14 protein-coding genes and 1 tRNA gene are annotated in these 17,088 nt (G+C 37.6%); 14 read left to right on the top strand and 1 reads right to left on the bottom strand.

The annotated features are described in order from the left end of the window. The first annotated feature begins 221 nt into the window (after positions 1 to 221). The 7 genes from CAO17_RS11285 to carB all read left to right on the top strand — a co-directional run bounded on the left by CAO17_RS11285 (position 222) and on the right by carB (position 9,913). Positions 222 to 1,175, top strand: coding sequence for an alpha/beta hydrolase (locus CAO17_RS11285; protein ID WP_085992856.1), 954 nt, complete (start codon positions 222 to 224; stop codon positions 1,173 to 1,175). A gap of 127 nt (positions 1,176 to 1,302) precedes the next feature. Further along, positions 1,303 to 2,379, top strand: a complete 1,077-nt coding sequence (gene argC / locus CAO17_RS11280) for an N-acetyl-gamma-glutamyl-phosphate reductase (RefSeq protein WP_245831828.1) — start codon at positions 1,303 to 1,305, stop codon at positions 2,377 to 2,379. A 17-nt stretch (positions 2,380 to 2,396) separates the two neighbouring features. After that, positions 2,397 to 3,623, top strand: a complete 1,227-nt coding sequence (gene argJ / locus CAO17_RS11275) for a bifunctional ornithine acetyltransferase/N-acetylglutamate synthase (protein ID WP_425435880.1) — start codon at positions 2,397 to 2,399, stop codon at positions 3,621 to 3,623. Between the two features lie 10 nt (positions 3,624 to 3,633). Continuing rightward, positions 3,634 to 4,434, top strand: a complete 801-nt coding sequence (gene argB / locus CAO17_RS11270) for an acetylglutamate kinase (RefSeq protein ID WP_085992853.1) — start codon at positions 3,634 to 3,636, stop codon at positions 4,432 to 4,434. Next, a complete protein-coding gene (locus CAO17_RS11265; RefSeq protein ID WP_085992852.1) occupies positions 4,427 to 5,626 on the top strand; it encodes an acetylornithine transaminase in 1,200 nt (399 codons plus the stop codon). The genes argB and CAO17_RS11265 overlap by 8 nt, the downstream gene beginning before the upstream one ends. Further along, positions 5,623 to 6,702, top strand: a complete 1,080-nt coding sequence (locus CAO17_RS11260; RefSeq protein WP_085992851.1) for a carbamoyl phosphate synthase small subunit — start codon at positions 5,623 to 5,625, stop codon at positions 6,700 to 6,702. Before CAO17_RS11265 ends, CAO17_RS11260 begins: the two co-directional genes overlap by 4 nt. Beyond that, a complete protein-coding gene (gene carB, locus CAO17_RS11255; RefSeq protein WP_085992850.1) occupies positions 6,689 to 9,913 on the top strand; it encodes a carbamoyl-phosphate synthase (glutamine-hydrolyzing) large subunit in 3,225 nt (1,074 codons plus the stop codon). Before CAO17_RS11260 ends, carB begins: the two co-directional genes overlap by 14 nt. 210 nt (positions 9,914 to 10,123) lie before the next feature. Here the strand turns inward: carB and dat are convergent, their stop codons facing one another. Then, the gene (gene dat / locus CAO17_RS11250; protein WP_085992849.1) at positions 10,124 to 10,990 is read right to left on the bottom strand and encodes a D-amino-acid transaminase; all 867 of its coding nucleotides are present in this window, start codon (positions 10,988 to 10,990) and stop codon (positions 10,124 to 10,126) included. Between the two features lie 681 nt (positions 10,991 to 11,671). On the opposite strand from dat, the gene CAO17_RS11245 reads away from it, so the two are divergent. The 7 genes from CAO17_RS11245 (at position 11,672) to trmL (ending at position 17,060) form a co-directional block, all read left to right on the top strand. Continuing rightward, a tRNA-Gly gene (locus CAO17_RS11245) sits at positions 11,672 to 11,745 on the top strand. A 156-nt stretch (positions 11,746 to 11,901) separates the two neighbouring features. Further along, positions 11,902 to 13,605: an ABC-ATPase domain-containing protein gene (locus CAO17_RS11240; protein WP_085992848.1), complete on the top strand. Its 1,704-nt coding sequence runs from the start codon at positions 11,902 to 11,904 to the stop codon at positions 13,603 to 13,605. 16 nt (positions 13,606 to 13,621) lie between these two features. Next, the gene (gene queG / locus CAO17_RS11235) at positions 13,622 to 14,770 is read left to right on the top strand and encodes a tRNA epoxyqueuosine(34) reductase QueG (RefSeq protein ID WP_143833747.1); all 1,149 of its coding nucleotides are present in this window, start codon (positions 13,622 to 13,624) and stop codon (positions 14,768 to 14,770) included. Further along, positions 14,770 to 15,315 carry a methylated-DNA--[protein]-cysteine S-methyltransferase gene (locus CAO17_RS11230; RefSeq protein WP_245831827.1) on the top strand — a complete coding sequence of 182 codons (546 nt, stop codon included), beginning with the start codon at positions 14,770 to 14,772 and terminating at the stop codon, positions 15,313 to 15,315. The genes queG and CAO17_RS11230 overlap by 1 nt, the downstream gene beginning before the upstream one ends. Positions 15,316 to 15,393: 78 nt before the next feature. Continuing rightward, positions 15,394 to 15,600: a DUF5316 family protein gene (locus tag CAO17_RS11225; RefSeq protein ID WP_085992845.1), complete on the top strand. Its 207-nt coding sequence runs from the start codon at positions 15,394 to 15,396 to the stop codon at positions 15,598 to 15,600. 53 nt (positions 15,601 to 15,653) lie between these two features. Next, the gene (locus CAO17_RS11220; RefSeq protein ID WP_085992844.1) at positions 15,654 to 16,499 is read left to right on the top strand and encodes an amidase domain-containing protein; all 846 of its coding nucleotides are present in this window, start codon (positions 15,654 to 15,656) and stop codon (positions 16,497 to 16,499) included. Positions 16,500 to 16,586: 87 nt separating this feature from the next. Beyond that, positions 16,587 to 17,060 carry a tRNA (uridine(34)/cytosine(34)/5-carboxymethylaminomethyluridine(34)-2'-O)-methyltransferase TrmL gene (gene trmL / locus CAO17_RS11215; RefSeq protein ID WP_085992843.1) on the top strand — a complete coding sequence of 158 codons (474 nt, stop codon included), beginning with the start codon at positions 16,587 to 16,589 and terminating at the stop codon, positions 17,058 to 17,060. Positions 17,061 to 17,088: the final 28 nt, after the last annotated feature.

The following is a 17,088-nucleotide window of genomic DNA, read 5'->3' as shown; positions in this document are numbered from 1 at the left end:
TTTTCTACGCTTTGAGGTATTTTTTTCGTTAGGACAGTAAAAACATAATAATAAAATTTAAAAATTCGTTGTACTAAAAAGTCAAAGGTTCCAACTATAAGTAAAACGAACAAAAAGGAAAGAGTAGAATTGTAATAAACTACCATCCGTTATTGCCTTTTACTAGACTTTAATTCTAGTATAATAGAACTAGAGAGTGGGAAGAGAAAGGGGACTGATTAGTGAAGAAATTATGGTTGCGGATTTTTGTTGGTTTAATTATTATCTTAGCAGTAGCTAATTTTGCTATTGGCTATTATTTATATGATTTAGCAATAGAAAGAAATGTAAAAGATTTCTTAAATGGAAATAAAGATTTAGAAGTGTCAGCTGAGGCCATGGAAGTTTTCACTGCAGGTAGCTGGCGTGATTGGGTGAGAAATCAAGACTTTGAGGAATGGGAATTAACATCTTTTGATGGTCTTACCTTAAAGGGTTATTTCCTTGAAGCGAAAGAGCCGACAAATAAAACCGTAGTATTCGCTCATGGTTATTTGGGACGTGCTAGTGATATGGGGTTATTTGGACAATACTATTATAAAGACCTAGGATATAATATGTTTACTGCCGATATGAGAGGTCATGGAGAAAGTGAAGGAGATTATATTGGTTTTGGATGGCATGATCGCTTAGATTTAATTGATTGGGTCAATCGTATCATTGATGAGCTGGGAGAAGATACGGAAATTGTTCTTCACGGTGTATCGATGGGAGCAGCTACAGTGTTAATGGCTAGTGGAGAAGAACTTCCAGCAAATGTAAAAGCAATAGTTGCGGACAGTCCCTATTCTAATGTCTATGATTTATTTGCTTATCAACTTAATCGGATGTTTAAACTGCCGGAAATTCCGATTTTGCCAACAACAGGGCTTGTTACTGACTGGAAGGCAGGTTATAACTTCAAAGAAGCGTCTGCTTTAAAACAAGTGAAAAAAGCAGAGGTCCCTATTTTATACATTCACGGGAGTGATGATACATTTGTTCCTACAGCCATGACAAAGAGATTAGTGGAACATACGAAAAGTGAAACAGAGCTATTGCTTGTAGAAGGTGCGAGTCATGGTGAATCCATTGTTCTTAAGCCTAAGATGTATATGAATAAGTTGACTAGCTTTTTAAATAAATATGTTCAGTAAACAGACGATTCTTTTGTTTTGATTTAAACAATCGAAACAAAAGAATCGTTTTTTAGAATTTTAATGCATAAATATAAATTTTTTTTTATAAATATACTTGCATAAATAGTTATATAAATCTATAATAATGAATAATTCAAAAAATCGAAAGGAAGTAAAAACATTGAAGAATGTAGCGATTATAGGTGGAACGGGTTATGGTGCTATTGAATTAATTCGGTTACTTCAAACGCATGAATTTATGCATGTAAAACAAATTATTTCTCATTCTCAGCACGGTGAACAAATTGCAACTATTTATCCACATTTAACTAAATTTTTTAACAATCCAATGGAAGAATTAGATATTGAGAGATTAAAAGAAGAAGTGGATATTGTTTTTTTAGCAACTCCAGCCGGAGTCGCGAAGGATTTGGTACCAAAATTTCAGGAATCACATTTACAATGTATTGATTTGTCCGGTGATTTGCGACTATCATCACAAGAACAATATGAAAAATGGTACAAAAAAGATGCTGCACCTCAAGCAACATTGGATGAAGCCGTTTATGGATTGTCGGAGATTTATAAAGAACAAATTAAAAATGCAAAAATCCTCTCAAACCCAGGGTGTTTCCCAACTTCGGCTTTACTTGGGATGATTCCAGCAGTTGAACATCGTATCATATCGACAGAAACTATTATTATTGATGGGAAAACGGGCGTTTCCGGTGCAGGTGGAAAACAATCTCCAATGACTCATTATTCGGGAACGAACGAAAATGTGAAACCGTATAAGATTGGTATGCATCAGCATATCCCAGAGATTGATCAGTACTTATCTGGTATTGCAAATAAACCGGTAACTACAACATTTACAACCCATCTGATTCCAATGACACGTGGCTTGATTTGTACGATGTATGGACGTTTGGAAAAAGAGATGACAACAGCCGAAGTGATTAATATGTACCAATTTTATTATGAATCACACCCATTTATTCGAATCGTAGAAGCAGGTAGTTTTCCAACAACGAAGGAAGTATATGGAAGTAATTTTTGTGATATAGGCTTACATGTTGATGAAAGAACAAATCAATTAATCGTTGTGTCTGCTATTGATAATTTAGTAAAAGGAGCGGCAGGGCAGGCGATACAGAATGCAAATCTTATGAATGGCTGGGATGAAGAACACGGGCTTTATCAAATCCCAATTTATCCATAATGGAAGGGTGAAGCAAGTTGATGATTACAAAAGAAAAGACAACCCAACTTCTCAAAAATGGGCATGTTACTAGTCCAAAAGGATTTACAGCAGGTGGCGTTCATTGTGGATTAAGAAAAAGAAGATTAGATTTTGGCTGGCTTCATTCCGATGTTCCAGCAGCTGCGGCAGGTGTTTATACATTGAATGCATTCCAGGCCGCACCACTCCAAGTAACGAAAAAAAGTTTAGAAAAAGAACATTTAATTCAGACCATTGTTGTTAATTCCGCAAATGCTAATTCCTTTACTGGAGAACAAGGGATAAAGGACGCCCTGGAAATGCAAAAGATGGCAGCAGAAAAAATGAATGTTCACACAGATCATGTTGCTGTTGCATCGACAGGAATTATTGGTGAAATGCTACCTATGGAAAAGATCCACAAAGGAATGCAATCCATGGGAAATGATAAATTACATTCTGCCGAAAACTTTGAACAGGCGATTTTAACAACAGATATGGTTACGAAACATGTTGCGGTACAAACAGAAATTGATGGGAAAACGATTACGATTGGTGGTGCTGCTAAGGGATCTGGAATGATTCATCCGAATATGGCTACCATGCTTGGATTTATGACAACAGATGCTGCAGTTGATCCCAATAGCCTGCAACACGCGCTAAGAGAAATTACTGATCAATCTTTTAATATGATCACAGTGGATGGCGATTCTAGTACGAATGATATGGTGCTTGTATTAGCTAATGGCAAGCAAGAAAACAATCTTTTAAATGAAAACCATGCACAATGGGATCAGTTTGTGAATGCACTGAAATTAGTTAGTGAAGAGCTAGCAAAGAAAATAGCTAGAGATGGGGAAGGCGCAACAAAGTTGGTTGAAGTGAATACAATTGGTGCTCCATCTGAAATTGCAGCAAAACAAGTATCGAAAGCTGTTATTTCTTCTAACTTAGTAAAAACAGCCATATACGGTGCAGATCCAAATTGGGGACGGATTGTATGTGCAGTTGGATATAGTGAACAGCCTATTGAAACGGACAAAATTTGTATTTCGATTGGAGATATCGAGGTTGTTAAGGAGGGTCATGTCGCCTACTTTGATGAATCGGAAGCGAGTGAATACTTACAAGAGGAGACAGTAGTCATTCATATTGACTTGAAAAATGGTAGTCATCAAGCAACAGCTTGGGGCTGCGATTTGACTTATGATTACGTAAAAATAAATGCTTCATATCGTACGTGAGGTGAGGAGAATGGATACGGTTGTATTAAAAATTGGCGGAAGTGTCATGGAGAAGTTGCCTGATAGCTTTTTCCAGTCTATTTATGAACTAAAGCAATCCGAAATTTGTAATCCAATAATAGTTCATGGCGGGGGACCTGAAATCAATCAAGCTCTGAAACAGGCCCAAGTTGAAAGTCCATTTGTTGAAGGGTTACGAGTGACAACGGAAGAAGTTCTAAAAATTGCGGAGATGGTAATGAGTGGAACGATTAATAAAAGAATTGTTACAAAAATTACGAAAGCTGGAGGAACAGCCTTTGGTATGAGTGGTGTCGATGGATCATTACTGGAGGCTGAGCCAGTTGATTCTTCAGGAAAATTAGGGTTCGTTGGTAAGGTGAAGAAGGTGAATGAAAACTGGCTTAACCTAATTATGAATAATGATGGGATTCCAGTTGTATCTCCTATTGGGATTGATGGATCAGGTGTGCGCTATAACATTAACGGTGATATGGCTGCGGCAGCTGTGGCAAGTGCTACAAAGGGAAGGCTGATTTTTGTTAGTGATATCCCAGGCGTGATGGAAACAATAGAAGATAAACAAGTCATTCATTCGAAATTAACGAAAGACAAAATCGATTCGATGATTGAGTCTGGTGTGATATATGGAGGGATGATTCCAAAAGTTCGCTCAGCTATTAACGCACTGTCAGGTGGTGTTAAAGAAACGGTTATTATTAATGGTTTAGCCCCTGAAGATTTGAAGGAATATTTAAATGGAAAAGTGGTCGGAACGAAAATAGTGAAGGGAGAGGTGCAACATGCCTAATACAGTAGAAACGAATGAAACCAAAATTATGAATACATACAAACGATTCCCACTAACACTTGTTAGAGGAAAAGGAAGCAACGTGTGGGATGACGAAGGAAAAAAATATTTAGATTATTCCTCAGGTATCGCAACGTGTAATCTTGGGCATGTTCCTTCTATGGTAAAAGAGAAAATAAATGAACAATTCGAATCACTTTGGCATTGTTCCAATCTCTATCACATACCAAATCAAGAAAAGCTTGCATCTCTATTGACGAAAAATAGTTTATTTGATCAAGTATTTTTCTGTAATAGTGGTGCAGAGGCAAACGAAGCTGCAATTAAAATCGCAAAAAAATATGCTAAGGATCAAGGAAATCCCGAACGTGTTGAAATAGTTACATTTAAACAATCCTTTCATGGGCGTACAGGGATTACGATGGCTGCAACTGGTCAGGAAAAAATACATCAAGGATTTACCCCACTAACTCCAGGATTTCGTTACCTTCCATATAATGACGTTGCTACATTAAAAGAAGTAAACAATGGGAAAACCACTGCTGTCCTGTTGGAGCTTATTCAAGGGGAGGGAGGCGTCTTCCCAGCGACTAAAAATTGGATAAAAGAGCTAGAAAAAGTTTGTAAGGAAAACGATATTCTTCTCATGTTGGATGAAGTTCAAACTGGTATGGGGAGAACGGGTACGCTATTTGCTCATGAACAATATGGAATTGAACCAGATGTTATAACCCTGGCAAAAGGACTTGGCTCGGGGTTCCCAATTGGAGCTATGCTGGCAAAGGCATCTGTCGCACAATCCTTTCAACCGGGTACACATGGAAGTACGTTTGGAGGAAATCCAATGTCTACTAGCGCAGGAGTTGCTACCGTTGAGTTCCTGACACAAAACGATTTTCTAGCAGAGGTTCAGGAAAAAAGTGCATGGCTTAGAGTAGAATTGGAAAAACTCGAGCAGTCACATCAAGTTATTGAGGAAGTAAGAGGGCTAGGTCTTTTAATTGGAATTCAGCTATGCGAAGAAGCGGGAACATGGATTAATAGACTGAGAAATCAAGGTATTTTAGTACTTGCAGCCGGTGCAAATGTGCTTAGAGTTTTACCTCCATTAACGACAACCAAAGATGAATTGGAGTATTTTGTAGAGGTGTTTCAAGGGCTATTAAGTGAAACGGAGGGGATGACATCATGACAAAGGGGTATCTCGTATTAGAGACGGGAGAAAAGTTCACTGGGGATTGGTTAGGGCCAGAAATAGAATCTGAGGGTGAAGTTGTGTTTAATACGAGCATGACTGGATATCAGGCGATGCTGACTGATCCGTCATATGCTGGTCAAATTTTAACATTTAGTTTTCCTATTATTGGAAACAATGGAGTGAATGAAACGGGAAACGAAAGTGAAAAAGTTTCTCTTTCCGGTGTCATTTTAAACGACCTTTGTGATGAGTCAAGTCATTATCAATCAACTGCAACATTAGGAGATGTCCTAAAAGAGAAGAATGTTTCAGGCTTAGTGAATGTAGATACAAGATCTCTGGTTAAAGCCATTCGTAAGCATAAATCCGTAAAGGGGAAAATTGTCAAGGTAAAGGACAACATTGGTGAATGGAAGGAAGCAGATACACTTTCTCTAGTTAAAGAAGTATCGGTTCAAAAGTCGGAAACGTATGGAAATGGTGCTTACCATGTAGTGCTAGTTGATTTTGGATATAAAAGCTCGATCCTACAAGCATTATTAAAGGAAAATTGTAAAGTTACCATTGTTCCTTATCATACAACATTTGCTGAGATTGAACTACTTCATCCGGATGGAATTTTACTTAGTAATGGTCCAGGAAATCCAAAGGAATTAGAGGAATTTCTCCCAACAGTACGCCAATTAACGGAAAAATATCCGACACTTGGAATCAGCCTTGGACATCAATTGATTGCACTAGCGTACGGAGCGAAAACAAAAAGACTATCTGTTGGTCATCGTGGGGATAATCACCCTGTAAAAGATATACATTCAGGTAAAGTAAGTATGACTTCACAAAATCATGGATATGTCGTTGTAGAGGATAGTATAGACACGGAGGAATTTGAAGTGTTGTATAAAAATGTTAATGATCAATCTGTCGAGGGAATGAAACATATTCAACTTCCTGTTCTGTCGGTACAATTTCATCCTGAAGCACACCCGGGACCTACTGATACCGAATATATTTATATTGATTTTATTCATCAGGTGATTACTTCGGGAGGGAATAAATATGTCGAAGCATAATCCATTAAAAAAGGTTATAGTAATCGGGTCTGGTCCAATCGTTATCGGGCAAGCAGCAGAATTTGATTATGCAGGTACACAAGCCTGTCTTGCATTAAAAGAAGAGGGAATAGAAGTCGTACTTGTAAACAATAACCCTGCAACGATTATGACAGATGAATCCATTGCTGATCATGTATACATGGAGCCTCTTACTGTCCCTTCTTTGGCAAAAATAATAGCCAAGGAAAAACCAGATGGGCTCATCGGAACACTTGGAGGGCAAACAGGATTAAATTTGACAGTCCAGCTGCATGAAAAAGGAATTCTCGACAAATATGGTGTGAAACTTCTAGGTAGTTCGGTTTCTTCTATTCAAAAAGGAGAAGACCGTGATAAATTCCGTAAGCTTATGATTGATATTGATGAGCCAATCGCAGAATCTAAAATTGTAGAATCGATGGAAGATGGTCTAGAATTTATTAAAGAAATTGGCTATCCGGTTATACTACGACCTGCCTATACATTAGGTGGAGAAGGTGGCGGTTTTGCCTATAATGAAGAAGAATTTATTACTCTATTAAACAATGGATTAAAACTAAGCCCAATACATCAAGTGTTAGTGGAAAAGAGTATAAAAGGCTGGAAAGAAATAGAATTTGAAGTGATGCGTGATGAAAATGACACATGTGTCATTATATGTAGTATGGAAAATATGGATCCTGTTGGAGTACATACGGGAGATTCCATAGTTGTTGCACCAGCACAAACCCTTTCTGATACAGAATATCAAATGCTACGTACCTCTTCATTAAAAGTAATTCGTGCATTAAAAGTTGTTGGCGGATGTAATATCCAATTTGCTCTTCATCCAGAATCAAATGAATATTGCATTATTGAGGTAAACCCAAGGGTTAGTAGATCCTCCGCATTAGCCTCCAAAGCAACAGGCTATCCCATTGCTAGGATAGCAGCCAAATGTGCAATTGGCCACCATTTAGATGAAATTTTAAATCCAATTACTGGTAATACATATGCATCATTTGAGCCAGTTGTGGACTATATCGTTGTCAAGCTTCCACGCTTTCCATTTGATAAATTTACGGAAGCAGACAGGACGCTCGGTACACAAATGAAAGCAACAGGGGAAGTTATGGCGATTGATCGTACTTTCGAAGCGGCATTAAATAAAGCTATCCGCTCCTTAGAAATGAATGTATATAGTTTAAATTGGCCTGGAATGAATGAAAAAACAACCAATGAAATAATAGAGCTACTGTCTGTTCCGAATGATTTACGTCTATTTGCTATTGCAGAAGCATTTAATCGTGGATTAGGTTTGGATAAAATCATTCAACTTACTAATATTAATTATTGGTTTTTACGAAAAATCGAAAGGATTCTAGAATGTGAGAAAAACCTTTATTCGTATAACTGGCCAAATGTTCCTGATGACTTACTGCGTATGGCGAAGCGCTTTAACATAAGTGATAACCGTATTGCTGAATTGGTAGGAACGAGTAGTAGAACCTTACGTAAACATTATAAGGAAATAGGTTTAGAATCGGGGTATAAATTAGTAGATACATGTGCTGGAGAATTTGATGCAGTTACACCTTATTATTACTCCACTTGGAATGGAAATGACGAGGTTGAATTGGATAAGGAGTCCAAGAAAATTCTCGTATTAGGTTCAGGTCCTATTCGAATAGGGCAAGGGGTAGAATTTGATTATTGCTCTGTACATGCTACCTGGGCAGTGAAAGAAATGGGATATGAAGCTGTGGTAATGAACAATAATCCCGAAACCGTTAGTACGGATTATTCGATTGCAGACCGCCTCTACTTTGAACCATTGGCTCTTGAGGATGTACTTGCAGTAATTGAAAAAGAGCAAGTTGAGGGTGTGCTCATTCAGTTTGGTGGACAAACGGCAATTAATTTAGCAAATGATTTAAAAGAAGAAGGGATCCATGTTTTTGGTACATTACCTGAACATATTGATCAGATGGAGGATAGGGAACAGTTTTATGAGGTATTAAATCGATTAAATATACCTCACATTGAAGGCCATATTGTACACTCTTTAGATGAACTCTCTGAATCCGCATATGAACTTGGATTTCCAGTTTTAATACGTCCTTCTTATGTAATTGGAGGGCAATCGATGTTTATATGCAATAGTGAAAAGGAATTATATGGTTATGTATCACGTATCCAGAAAGATACCAATGATTACTGCTGGCCATTGCTGATAGATCAATACTTACCAGGAATAGAATGTGAGATTGATGTCATCAGTGATGGAAGGGATATCGTGGTTCCAGGAATTTTTGAGCATATTGAAAAAGCAGGGGTCCATTCCGGTGACAGTATGAGTGTATTTCCTCCGGTATCCTTGTCGGATGAAATAAAGGATAGATTGGTAGAAATTGCTCGTCAGATTAGCCAAACCGTTCCGATTGTTGGTATGATGAATATTCAGTTTGTCATTCATGATGATACTATTTACGTTTTAGAAGTTAATCCGAGATCATCGAGAACAATCCCAATCATGAGTAAGACTACAGGTATTCCGATGATTGAATGGGCCGTAAAGACTCAACTTGGGGAAGAATTAAAACAGATAACGGATGAATTTAATCTTCTGACAGAACCTAGTTATTATACAGTGAAGGCACCTGTGTTCTCTGCAAGTAAGTTAAAAGGAGTCGACCATGTACTAGGCCCAGAAATGAAATCTACCGGAGAAATTATTGGAATAGGCTTCTCTGAAAATGAAGCATTACGAAAAGTATCATCTTATATGGGGAATTTACAACAAGTAAAACAGATCTTTGTTTCTATTTCGGACCGATTAAAGGAAGAGAGTGTGCCACTTGTTCGTCAATTTATGGAGTTAGGTACAACCATTATAGCAACAGAAGGAACTGCTAAATTTCTAGAATCGAAAGACATTTCGGTAAAACAAACGTTACGTAGTAAGAATGAATTGCTCCATTATTGGCAAAGTAATGCACCGGATGTTGTATTAAATATAGCGAATCAGGGAAGAGAAAAAGAGAAAATCGGCTTTTTTATTCGTGAATTAGCAGTACGTTATCAAACACCATATTTTACAAGTTTGGAAACACTTCAAGCTATGTTTGATTGCTATAACAGCAAAGAAGAAAGTGAAGAACGCACACTTTCCTTACAAGCTTATCTAGATAGTCAAAAAGTAATAATATAGTTTATACGAGGGTGATGAGCCCTCGTTTTTTGTCTTGATAGTGGGTCTATAAAGTAGAGAGGAATGCTGCTAAATCAGGAGGACCGCCGATAAGTAAAAAGGAAAACAAGTAGTAGTTTGAGATTAGGATGGAGTGGAGTGTCACCAATGACTAGGGAACCAAGGTTAACCAGAAAAAGAGTAACCATACCAAATGGTCACTCTTCATTATTAGGCTTGTATAGGGTTTTTGATGTTAGCATCCTTTTCATATGCTGCTAGTAGTTGTTTTGTGATGTTACCTGGTCTTCCGTTTCCAATGGTTGTTTTATCTACTTGAACAACAGATAAAACTTCTGATGTACTACTCGTTAGGAACATTTCATCCGCACTGGATATGTCATCTAAGGTAAATGCTTCCTCTATTAACGGAATATTTAGGTCCGTCGTAAAGCGTTCAACGGCCATCCTTACACAACCATGAAGAATATTATTTTTAGTTGGATGGGTATAAACTTTTCCATCTTTAACTAAATATACATTGGAACTACTGCACTCTGTAACCTTTCCTTCTCTGTGTAAAATAGCTTCATAGCAACCGTTCTCTTTTGCTTCTTGCTTTGCCAAGACGTTTGGGAGTAAGTTTAAACTTTTTATAAAACAATTTTCCCAGCGAACATCACGTTGAGTAATGGTTTTTACACCGTTTGTAAGGTGATCTAAATTACGTGGTAGATCATTTAAATAAGCGTATATATTTGATTTTACTCCCACTGGAAAGGCGTGGTCACGAGGTGCTGAACCACGAGTTGCTTGAATGTATAGTTTACCATCTGTTTTCATATCATTTTTGGTTAGTAATTCTAGCAATAAATCTTTCATTTCTTGTTTCGTATATGGAAGTTCTAATTTAATAGCATCAGCTGATCGGAATAAACGATCAACATGCTCTTCGAATAAATAGTAGCTTCCTTGATAAATACGAATCACTTCATATATACCGTCACCAAATTGTAGACCACGTTCTTCAAAAGGATATTTTAAGAGGTCTTTATGCATAAATTTAGATTCTGTTAAAGTAATAGGATAAACAGTCATTTTTTTCCCTCCCTGAATAAGTCTAGTGTATATCGATTGTCTAGCATTGTAAATGGTATTTTCCTAAATTTCTAAATAAATAAAAACGACAGCAAAAAGCAAATAAAACAAAATAAGTGTAAAAAAATGTAGAAAATCCCCTTGAATTATTAAAACTTACTTGCTATAATTAATTTTGTTACCAAATAAAGTAGTGATATAATTAATATTTCCTATGCGGGTGTAGTTTAGTGGTAAAACCTCAGCCACGAGCGTTACTTCCACCGAATAAGCTACGAGTTGCCCCGAAGCACGAACCATCTTTGAAAAAGCTAGCAGATGGAGGGGCATGTTGTTCGTGATATTGTAAATTGAATGATTATATTTCCTATGCGGGTGTAGTTTAGTGGTAAAACCTCAGCCACGAGCGTTACTTCCACCGAATAAGCTACGAGTTGCCCCGAAGCACGAATCATCCCTGAAAAGGCTAGCAGATGGAGGGGCATGTTGTTCGTGGTATTTTAAAATAAATGATTATATTTCCCATGCGGGTGTAGTTTAGTGGTAAAACCTCAGCCACGAGCGTCACTTCCACCGAATAAGCTACGAGTTGCCCCGAAGCACGAATCATCTTTGAAAAAGCTAGCAGATGGAGGGGCATGTTGTTCGTGATATTGTAAATTGAATAATTATATTTCTGATGCGGGTGTAGTTTAGTGGTAAAACCTCAGCCTTCCAAGCTGATGTCGAGGGTTCAATTCCCTTCACCCGCTCCATACATAAGTCACAAGCGCAGTGTTTTGTAGAATTGGCTACGAAGCGTTGCGTTTTTATTTTTCAATAAAACTTCTAATATATTCCTTCACTTGAATTTACTATTTCCCCCGTAGTATTCTAATAGAATAAACCACAAGAAATTTGAGGGATATTTTATGAACAAACTTATTCAACAACTAAAACAATTAGATAATAAAGGATATAAAGGATATAAAGGGATACAAGGGAAGTATCAATATCCTAATTTTTCCTTATTTATAGATTATGTTCAAGGAGATCCGTTTGCAACGCCTTCCAAGATACGGATTGTGATTTTCAATAAAAAACGGCCTATTCATGATGAGTGGCTAAAAACGAAGCAACGAAAAGTAGCAGTTGAAGATGCTTTTGCACGGGCGGTGGGACAGGCAATCGATAGGGATCATACCTTTATTAAGGGATCTGGAAAAAGTGGCCAAATTCTTTTTGATAGTCCAGGACAAGAAGTTTTGGAGCGGAGTGCGATTCAAATTACTCCAGAAACGATAACGGTATGTATGTCTGTAGGGCTTCCTGCTAATGGAAGAAGAATTAATGGCAGAGAGGCAGAGAAACTTTTTTCAAAAGCTATTCCTTCTATTGTAAAGCAGTCTGTATTTACGGTAAGTGATTATGAGTTAGAAAAAGCTTTTAAGTTGGCTGACCAGCAGGAAGCCATTCGTAACGAAATGAAAGCAAATAATTGGATTGCTTTTATTGCAAATGGTTCTATTTTACCGAGAGAAAGTGGGATTAGTAATCGGCCATTAGAGAATGCGGTACCTTTCCATAGTCCATCAGAAAATGAAGTAGAGATTCCTTTGCCACATCAATCAGAATCAATCAAAGGAATGGCAATCCAAAAAGGCATTACCTTAATTGTTGGCGGGGGATATCATGGGAAAAGTACTTTCCTTGAAGCGGTTGAGCGTGGTGTCTATTCTCATACAAGAGGAGATGGTCGTGAGTTTGTTTTAACAGACCCGGACGCTGTGAAAATTCGTGCAGAGGATGGAAGAAAAATAAGTGGTGTGAACATCTCACCATTTATTAATAATTTGCCACATGGGCAGGAAACATCTTTTTTCACTACAGACAATGCTAGTGGAAGTACATCACAAGCGGCAAATGTGATGGAAGCATTGGAAATTGGTGCCTCCACATTACTTATTGATGAAGACACAAGTGCAACCAATTTTATGATTCGTGATCACAGGATGCAACAATTGGTGAAAAGCGAAAAAGAACCTATTACACCGTTCATTGATAAGATAAAACAAATGTATACACAGCTAGATGTATCTTCTATTCTTGTAATGGGTGGTTCCGGCGATTACTTTGCTGTGGCGGATACCGTGATCATGATGGATGAATACATTCCGCATAATGTAACAGAAAAAGCGATGCAGATTATGAAAAAAGACCCTCTAGAGCGTGATGAAGTAATTAGTGAAAGATTTGGGCAAATCACCAATCGCTATTTTCAGCAACAATCCTTACAGACTACTAAAGGCAAACGTAGCAAAACCCAAGCAAAAGGATTGTATAAAATCATCATGGGAAAAAATGATATATCCTTTGAATATACGGAACAGCTTGTTGATGCATCCCAAACACGTATGATTGCAGAAATTATTCAGTATTTAGATCGAAAAAAGAGTTTAGGAAATATCTCTTTAAATGATTTAATGGAGAAAATTGAGGAGCAATTTGATAAAGATGGTCTTGCTTCATTTACGATATTTAATGATCAGCATCCAGGGGACCTTGCTAGACCAAGGAAATATGAAATTGCTGCTGTATTTAACCGGATGCGTACTGGAAAAGTTAAGAGTAAATAAGAAGGAGGGGATAGGAGTGCGTACGGAAGAATTACAACAAGAAATTAGGGACTACGCGAAGGAAATTGGCATTGATAAGATTGGTTTTGCAACTGCAGATGTTTTTAGCGAGCTTAAGGAACGCTTACGCCGTCAACAAGAATTAAATTATCAGTCCGGATTTGAAAAAGGGACAAATGAAGAACGTACGGAGCCAAAACGTTTGCTTCCAGAAGCACAATCCATCATATCGATTGCTCTCGCATATCCTTCCCGAATGAAAAATGCTCCAAGGAGTACGAAAGAAGAACGTCGCGGATTATTTGCTAGAGCATCATGGGGATTGGATTATCACGATGTATTGCGTGACCGGTTAGCAAAGCTATCTGAATTTATTAAAGAAAGAGTACCAGATGCTATTAATAAAATCATGGTTGATACAGGAGAATTATCTGACCGAGCAGTTGCAGAGCGAGCTGGGATAGGTTTTAGTGGTAAAAATACATCCATTATTACACCTGAATTTGGGTCTTTTGTGTACCTTGGTGAAATGATGACTAATATTCCATTTATACCGGATGCCCCTGTAGAGGATAGCTGTGGTGATTGTAGAAAATGTTTAGATGCTTGTCCAACTGGAGCATTAGTTGGTGATGGTGGTCAATTAAATGCTCAGCGTTGCATTGCTTTTCTAACTCAAACGAAGGGATTTTTAGAGGATGAATATCGGTTTAAACTTGGGAACCGAGTATATGGCTGTGATACATGTCAGCAGGTTTGTCCGAAGAATAAAGGAATGGATTTTCACACGCATCCAGAATTTGAACCAGACCCTGAAGTATCGAAACCGAAGCTTATTCCAATGCTTCGAATCTCCAATCGTGAATTTAAAGAGAAGTTTGGTACAATTTCTGGTTCATGGCGAGGGAAAAAGCCGCTACAACGTAATGCTTTGATTGCTCTTGCACATTATAAAGATAAAACAGCTATAGAGGAAATAATAGAAGTCATGAAAAATGACCCCCGTCCTGTTATTCGTGGTACAGCGGCATGGTCATTAGGGAAAATAGGTACAGAAGAGGCGTTTGTTGCCATTCGAGAAGCGATGGAAAACGAAAAGGATGAACAGGTTTTGTTTGAAATGGAGAAAGGGCTAGAATTTGAAAAGTCCACAAATCCGCATTAATGTTAGGTGATAATATGGAACTTTATTATGATGAAATAAAATCTTCTTTAGGTATGCTTACTATTATTGGTAATGGAGAAAAAACGATTCGGATTGACTTTGGAGCAATGGAAGATATAGAGGAATCCGTATATAAGTGGGCATATCGATATTTTGATAAGCCAACATTTATGAAAAGTCCAGAATCTGTTTTACAGGCAACGACGGAATTAAATCGCTATTTTCACCACGAGATACAAACTTTTTCAATAGAGCTTGAATTCTATGGCACTCCCTTTCAAAAGGCAGTGTGGCAGGCTTTATATAATTTCATACCATATGGCACGACCAAGTCCTATAAGGATATTGCTAATAAAATAGGCAATCCAAAGGCAGTACGAGCGGTAGGAGGAGCAGTTAATAAAAATCCATTATCTATCGTTGTACCATGTCATCGGGTAATTGGTGCTAATGGACAGATGGTAGGTTACAATGGTGGACTGGATAAGAAAGAATTTCTATTAAATCATGAAAATAATGATAATCGAAACGATGTTAAGGAATGAAAAGGCAATTCTTATTAGCTATGCTTTATCTATTATATTATTAATATCTGGGCTCATTTTTAAGTAACTATGCGTTATATGGTAATTTTTCTATTAGGTATTGGTCTAGTTGCCGTTATAATTCGTGTACTGTTTCGTGGTGTATTACTTAGTGGACCTGAGCATAGAGTTAATTTTTATACAGAAACAAAAGAAGACCATCATAGGCGGGGAAGTGTGATGACGATGATAGGTATTTTTGCACTTCCTACTTTAGTAGCGGCAGCCTTTTTATTATTACTTTAATGATGTTAACCAAGCCTTCTCTCCATATATATGTTGCATGGAGGGATTTTTTTATGGAAAAAATAAAACAATGGTGGATTGATTTTTTTCAGAATGAAAGAAATGAAGATGATTGGTGGTCGCGAAAGAAACAACTGTGGGAAAATAGAGATGGAGAGATTGTACGTACACAAGGAAAAGGAGAAGTTTTTCAAAAGGTACGGTATGATCAAGAGACACACTATAAGTATTTCTTCCATACCTCTTTCTTAGTGAAACAAGGGGAGCATTTTCATTTAGAGGAATCCGTAGTCCCTTACCAATTTCGAATGGTTGATGGAGAAGTGGTAGAGCATGAGGAAATAAAAAAGGATTTTTCAAGGGATGAAATGCGGATACTAGATATGGATGACCTTCGTAATGGTAACTCAGAGCGTTTCGCATATGATCGTCGGGCAGCAGTTCAGTATGCAGAACGATGGTGGAATAGTTATAATCCAGAATTTCGAACCTTCGACGTGGATTGCACGAATTATGTCTCACAATGCTTATACGCTGGTGGGGCGCCAATGCGAGGTGCACCGGTAAGAGAACGTGGCTGGTGGTATTCCGGAGATAGCTGGAGTTTTAGCTGGGCTGTTGCCCATTCACTAAGATGGTATTTAAGTGGATCGACAGAAGGTTTAAAGGGAAAAGAAGTAGATAGTCCCGAAGATTTATTACCGGGGGATATAATTTGTTATGATTTCCAAGGTGATGGCAGATGGGATCATAATACAATTGTTGTTAGTAAGGATGGTTATGGAATGCCCCTAGTTAATGCCCATACCGATAATAGTAGGCATCGGTATTGGTCATATGAAGATTCAACGGCATATACACCGGATATTCAATATAAATTTTTTCGAATCGGTGAATAAAAGTGATATAATAATACTGTATTAAATGTAGGTGTTCAGGTGAAACATAAACTTGAACACGTCCAGTATGGTTAGGAGAATGAAAAAGTGAGTTTACATGTCGTATTATTTCAACCAGAGATTCCAGCAAATACAGGAAATATTGGGAGAACATGCTTAGCTACAGATACAACCCTCCATTTGATTCATCCGCTAGGCTTTTCCACTGATGATAAGATGCTTCGTCGTGCAGGATTGGATTATTGGAAAAACGTAGATGTTCGTGAGTATAACTCAATGGAAGAGCTATATGAAAGATATCCATCTGGCGAGTTTTATTATATAGAGAACTTTGGAACAAAGCATTATACAGATTATGATTTCAGTAATACAGATAAGGATATATTTTTTGTATTTGGAAGAGAGACAAATGGAATTCCAAAGGATTTGCTTGTTGGCAAAGAAGATCACTGTTTGCGTATCCACATGAACGATAAGGTTCGTTCTTTAAATTTATCAAACACAGCAGCGATAATTATTTACGAGGCACTAAGACAGCAAAACTTTCCACAATTAACATAAAAAACCGTCATGTTAGAGCATGACGGTT

This window comes from Oceanobacillus senegalensis (assembly GCF_900176885.1).
Taxonomy (GTDB): domain Bacteria; phylum Bacillota; class Bacilli; order Bacillales; family Amphibacillaceae; genus Oceanobacillus; species Oceanobacillus senegalensis.
This window is presented reverse-complemented; position numbering and strand designations above follow the sequence as displayed.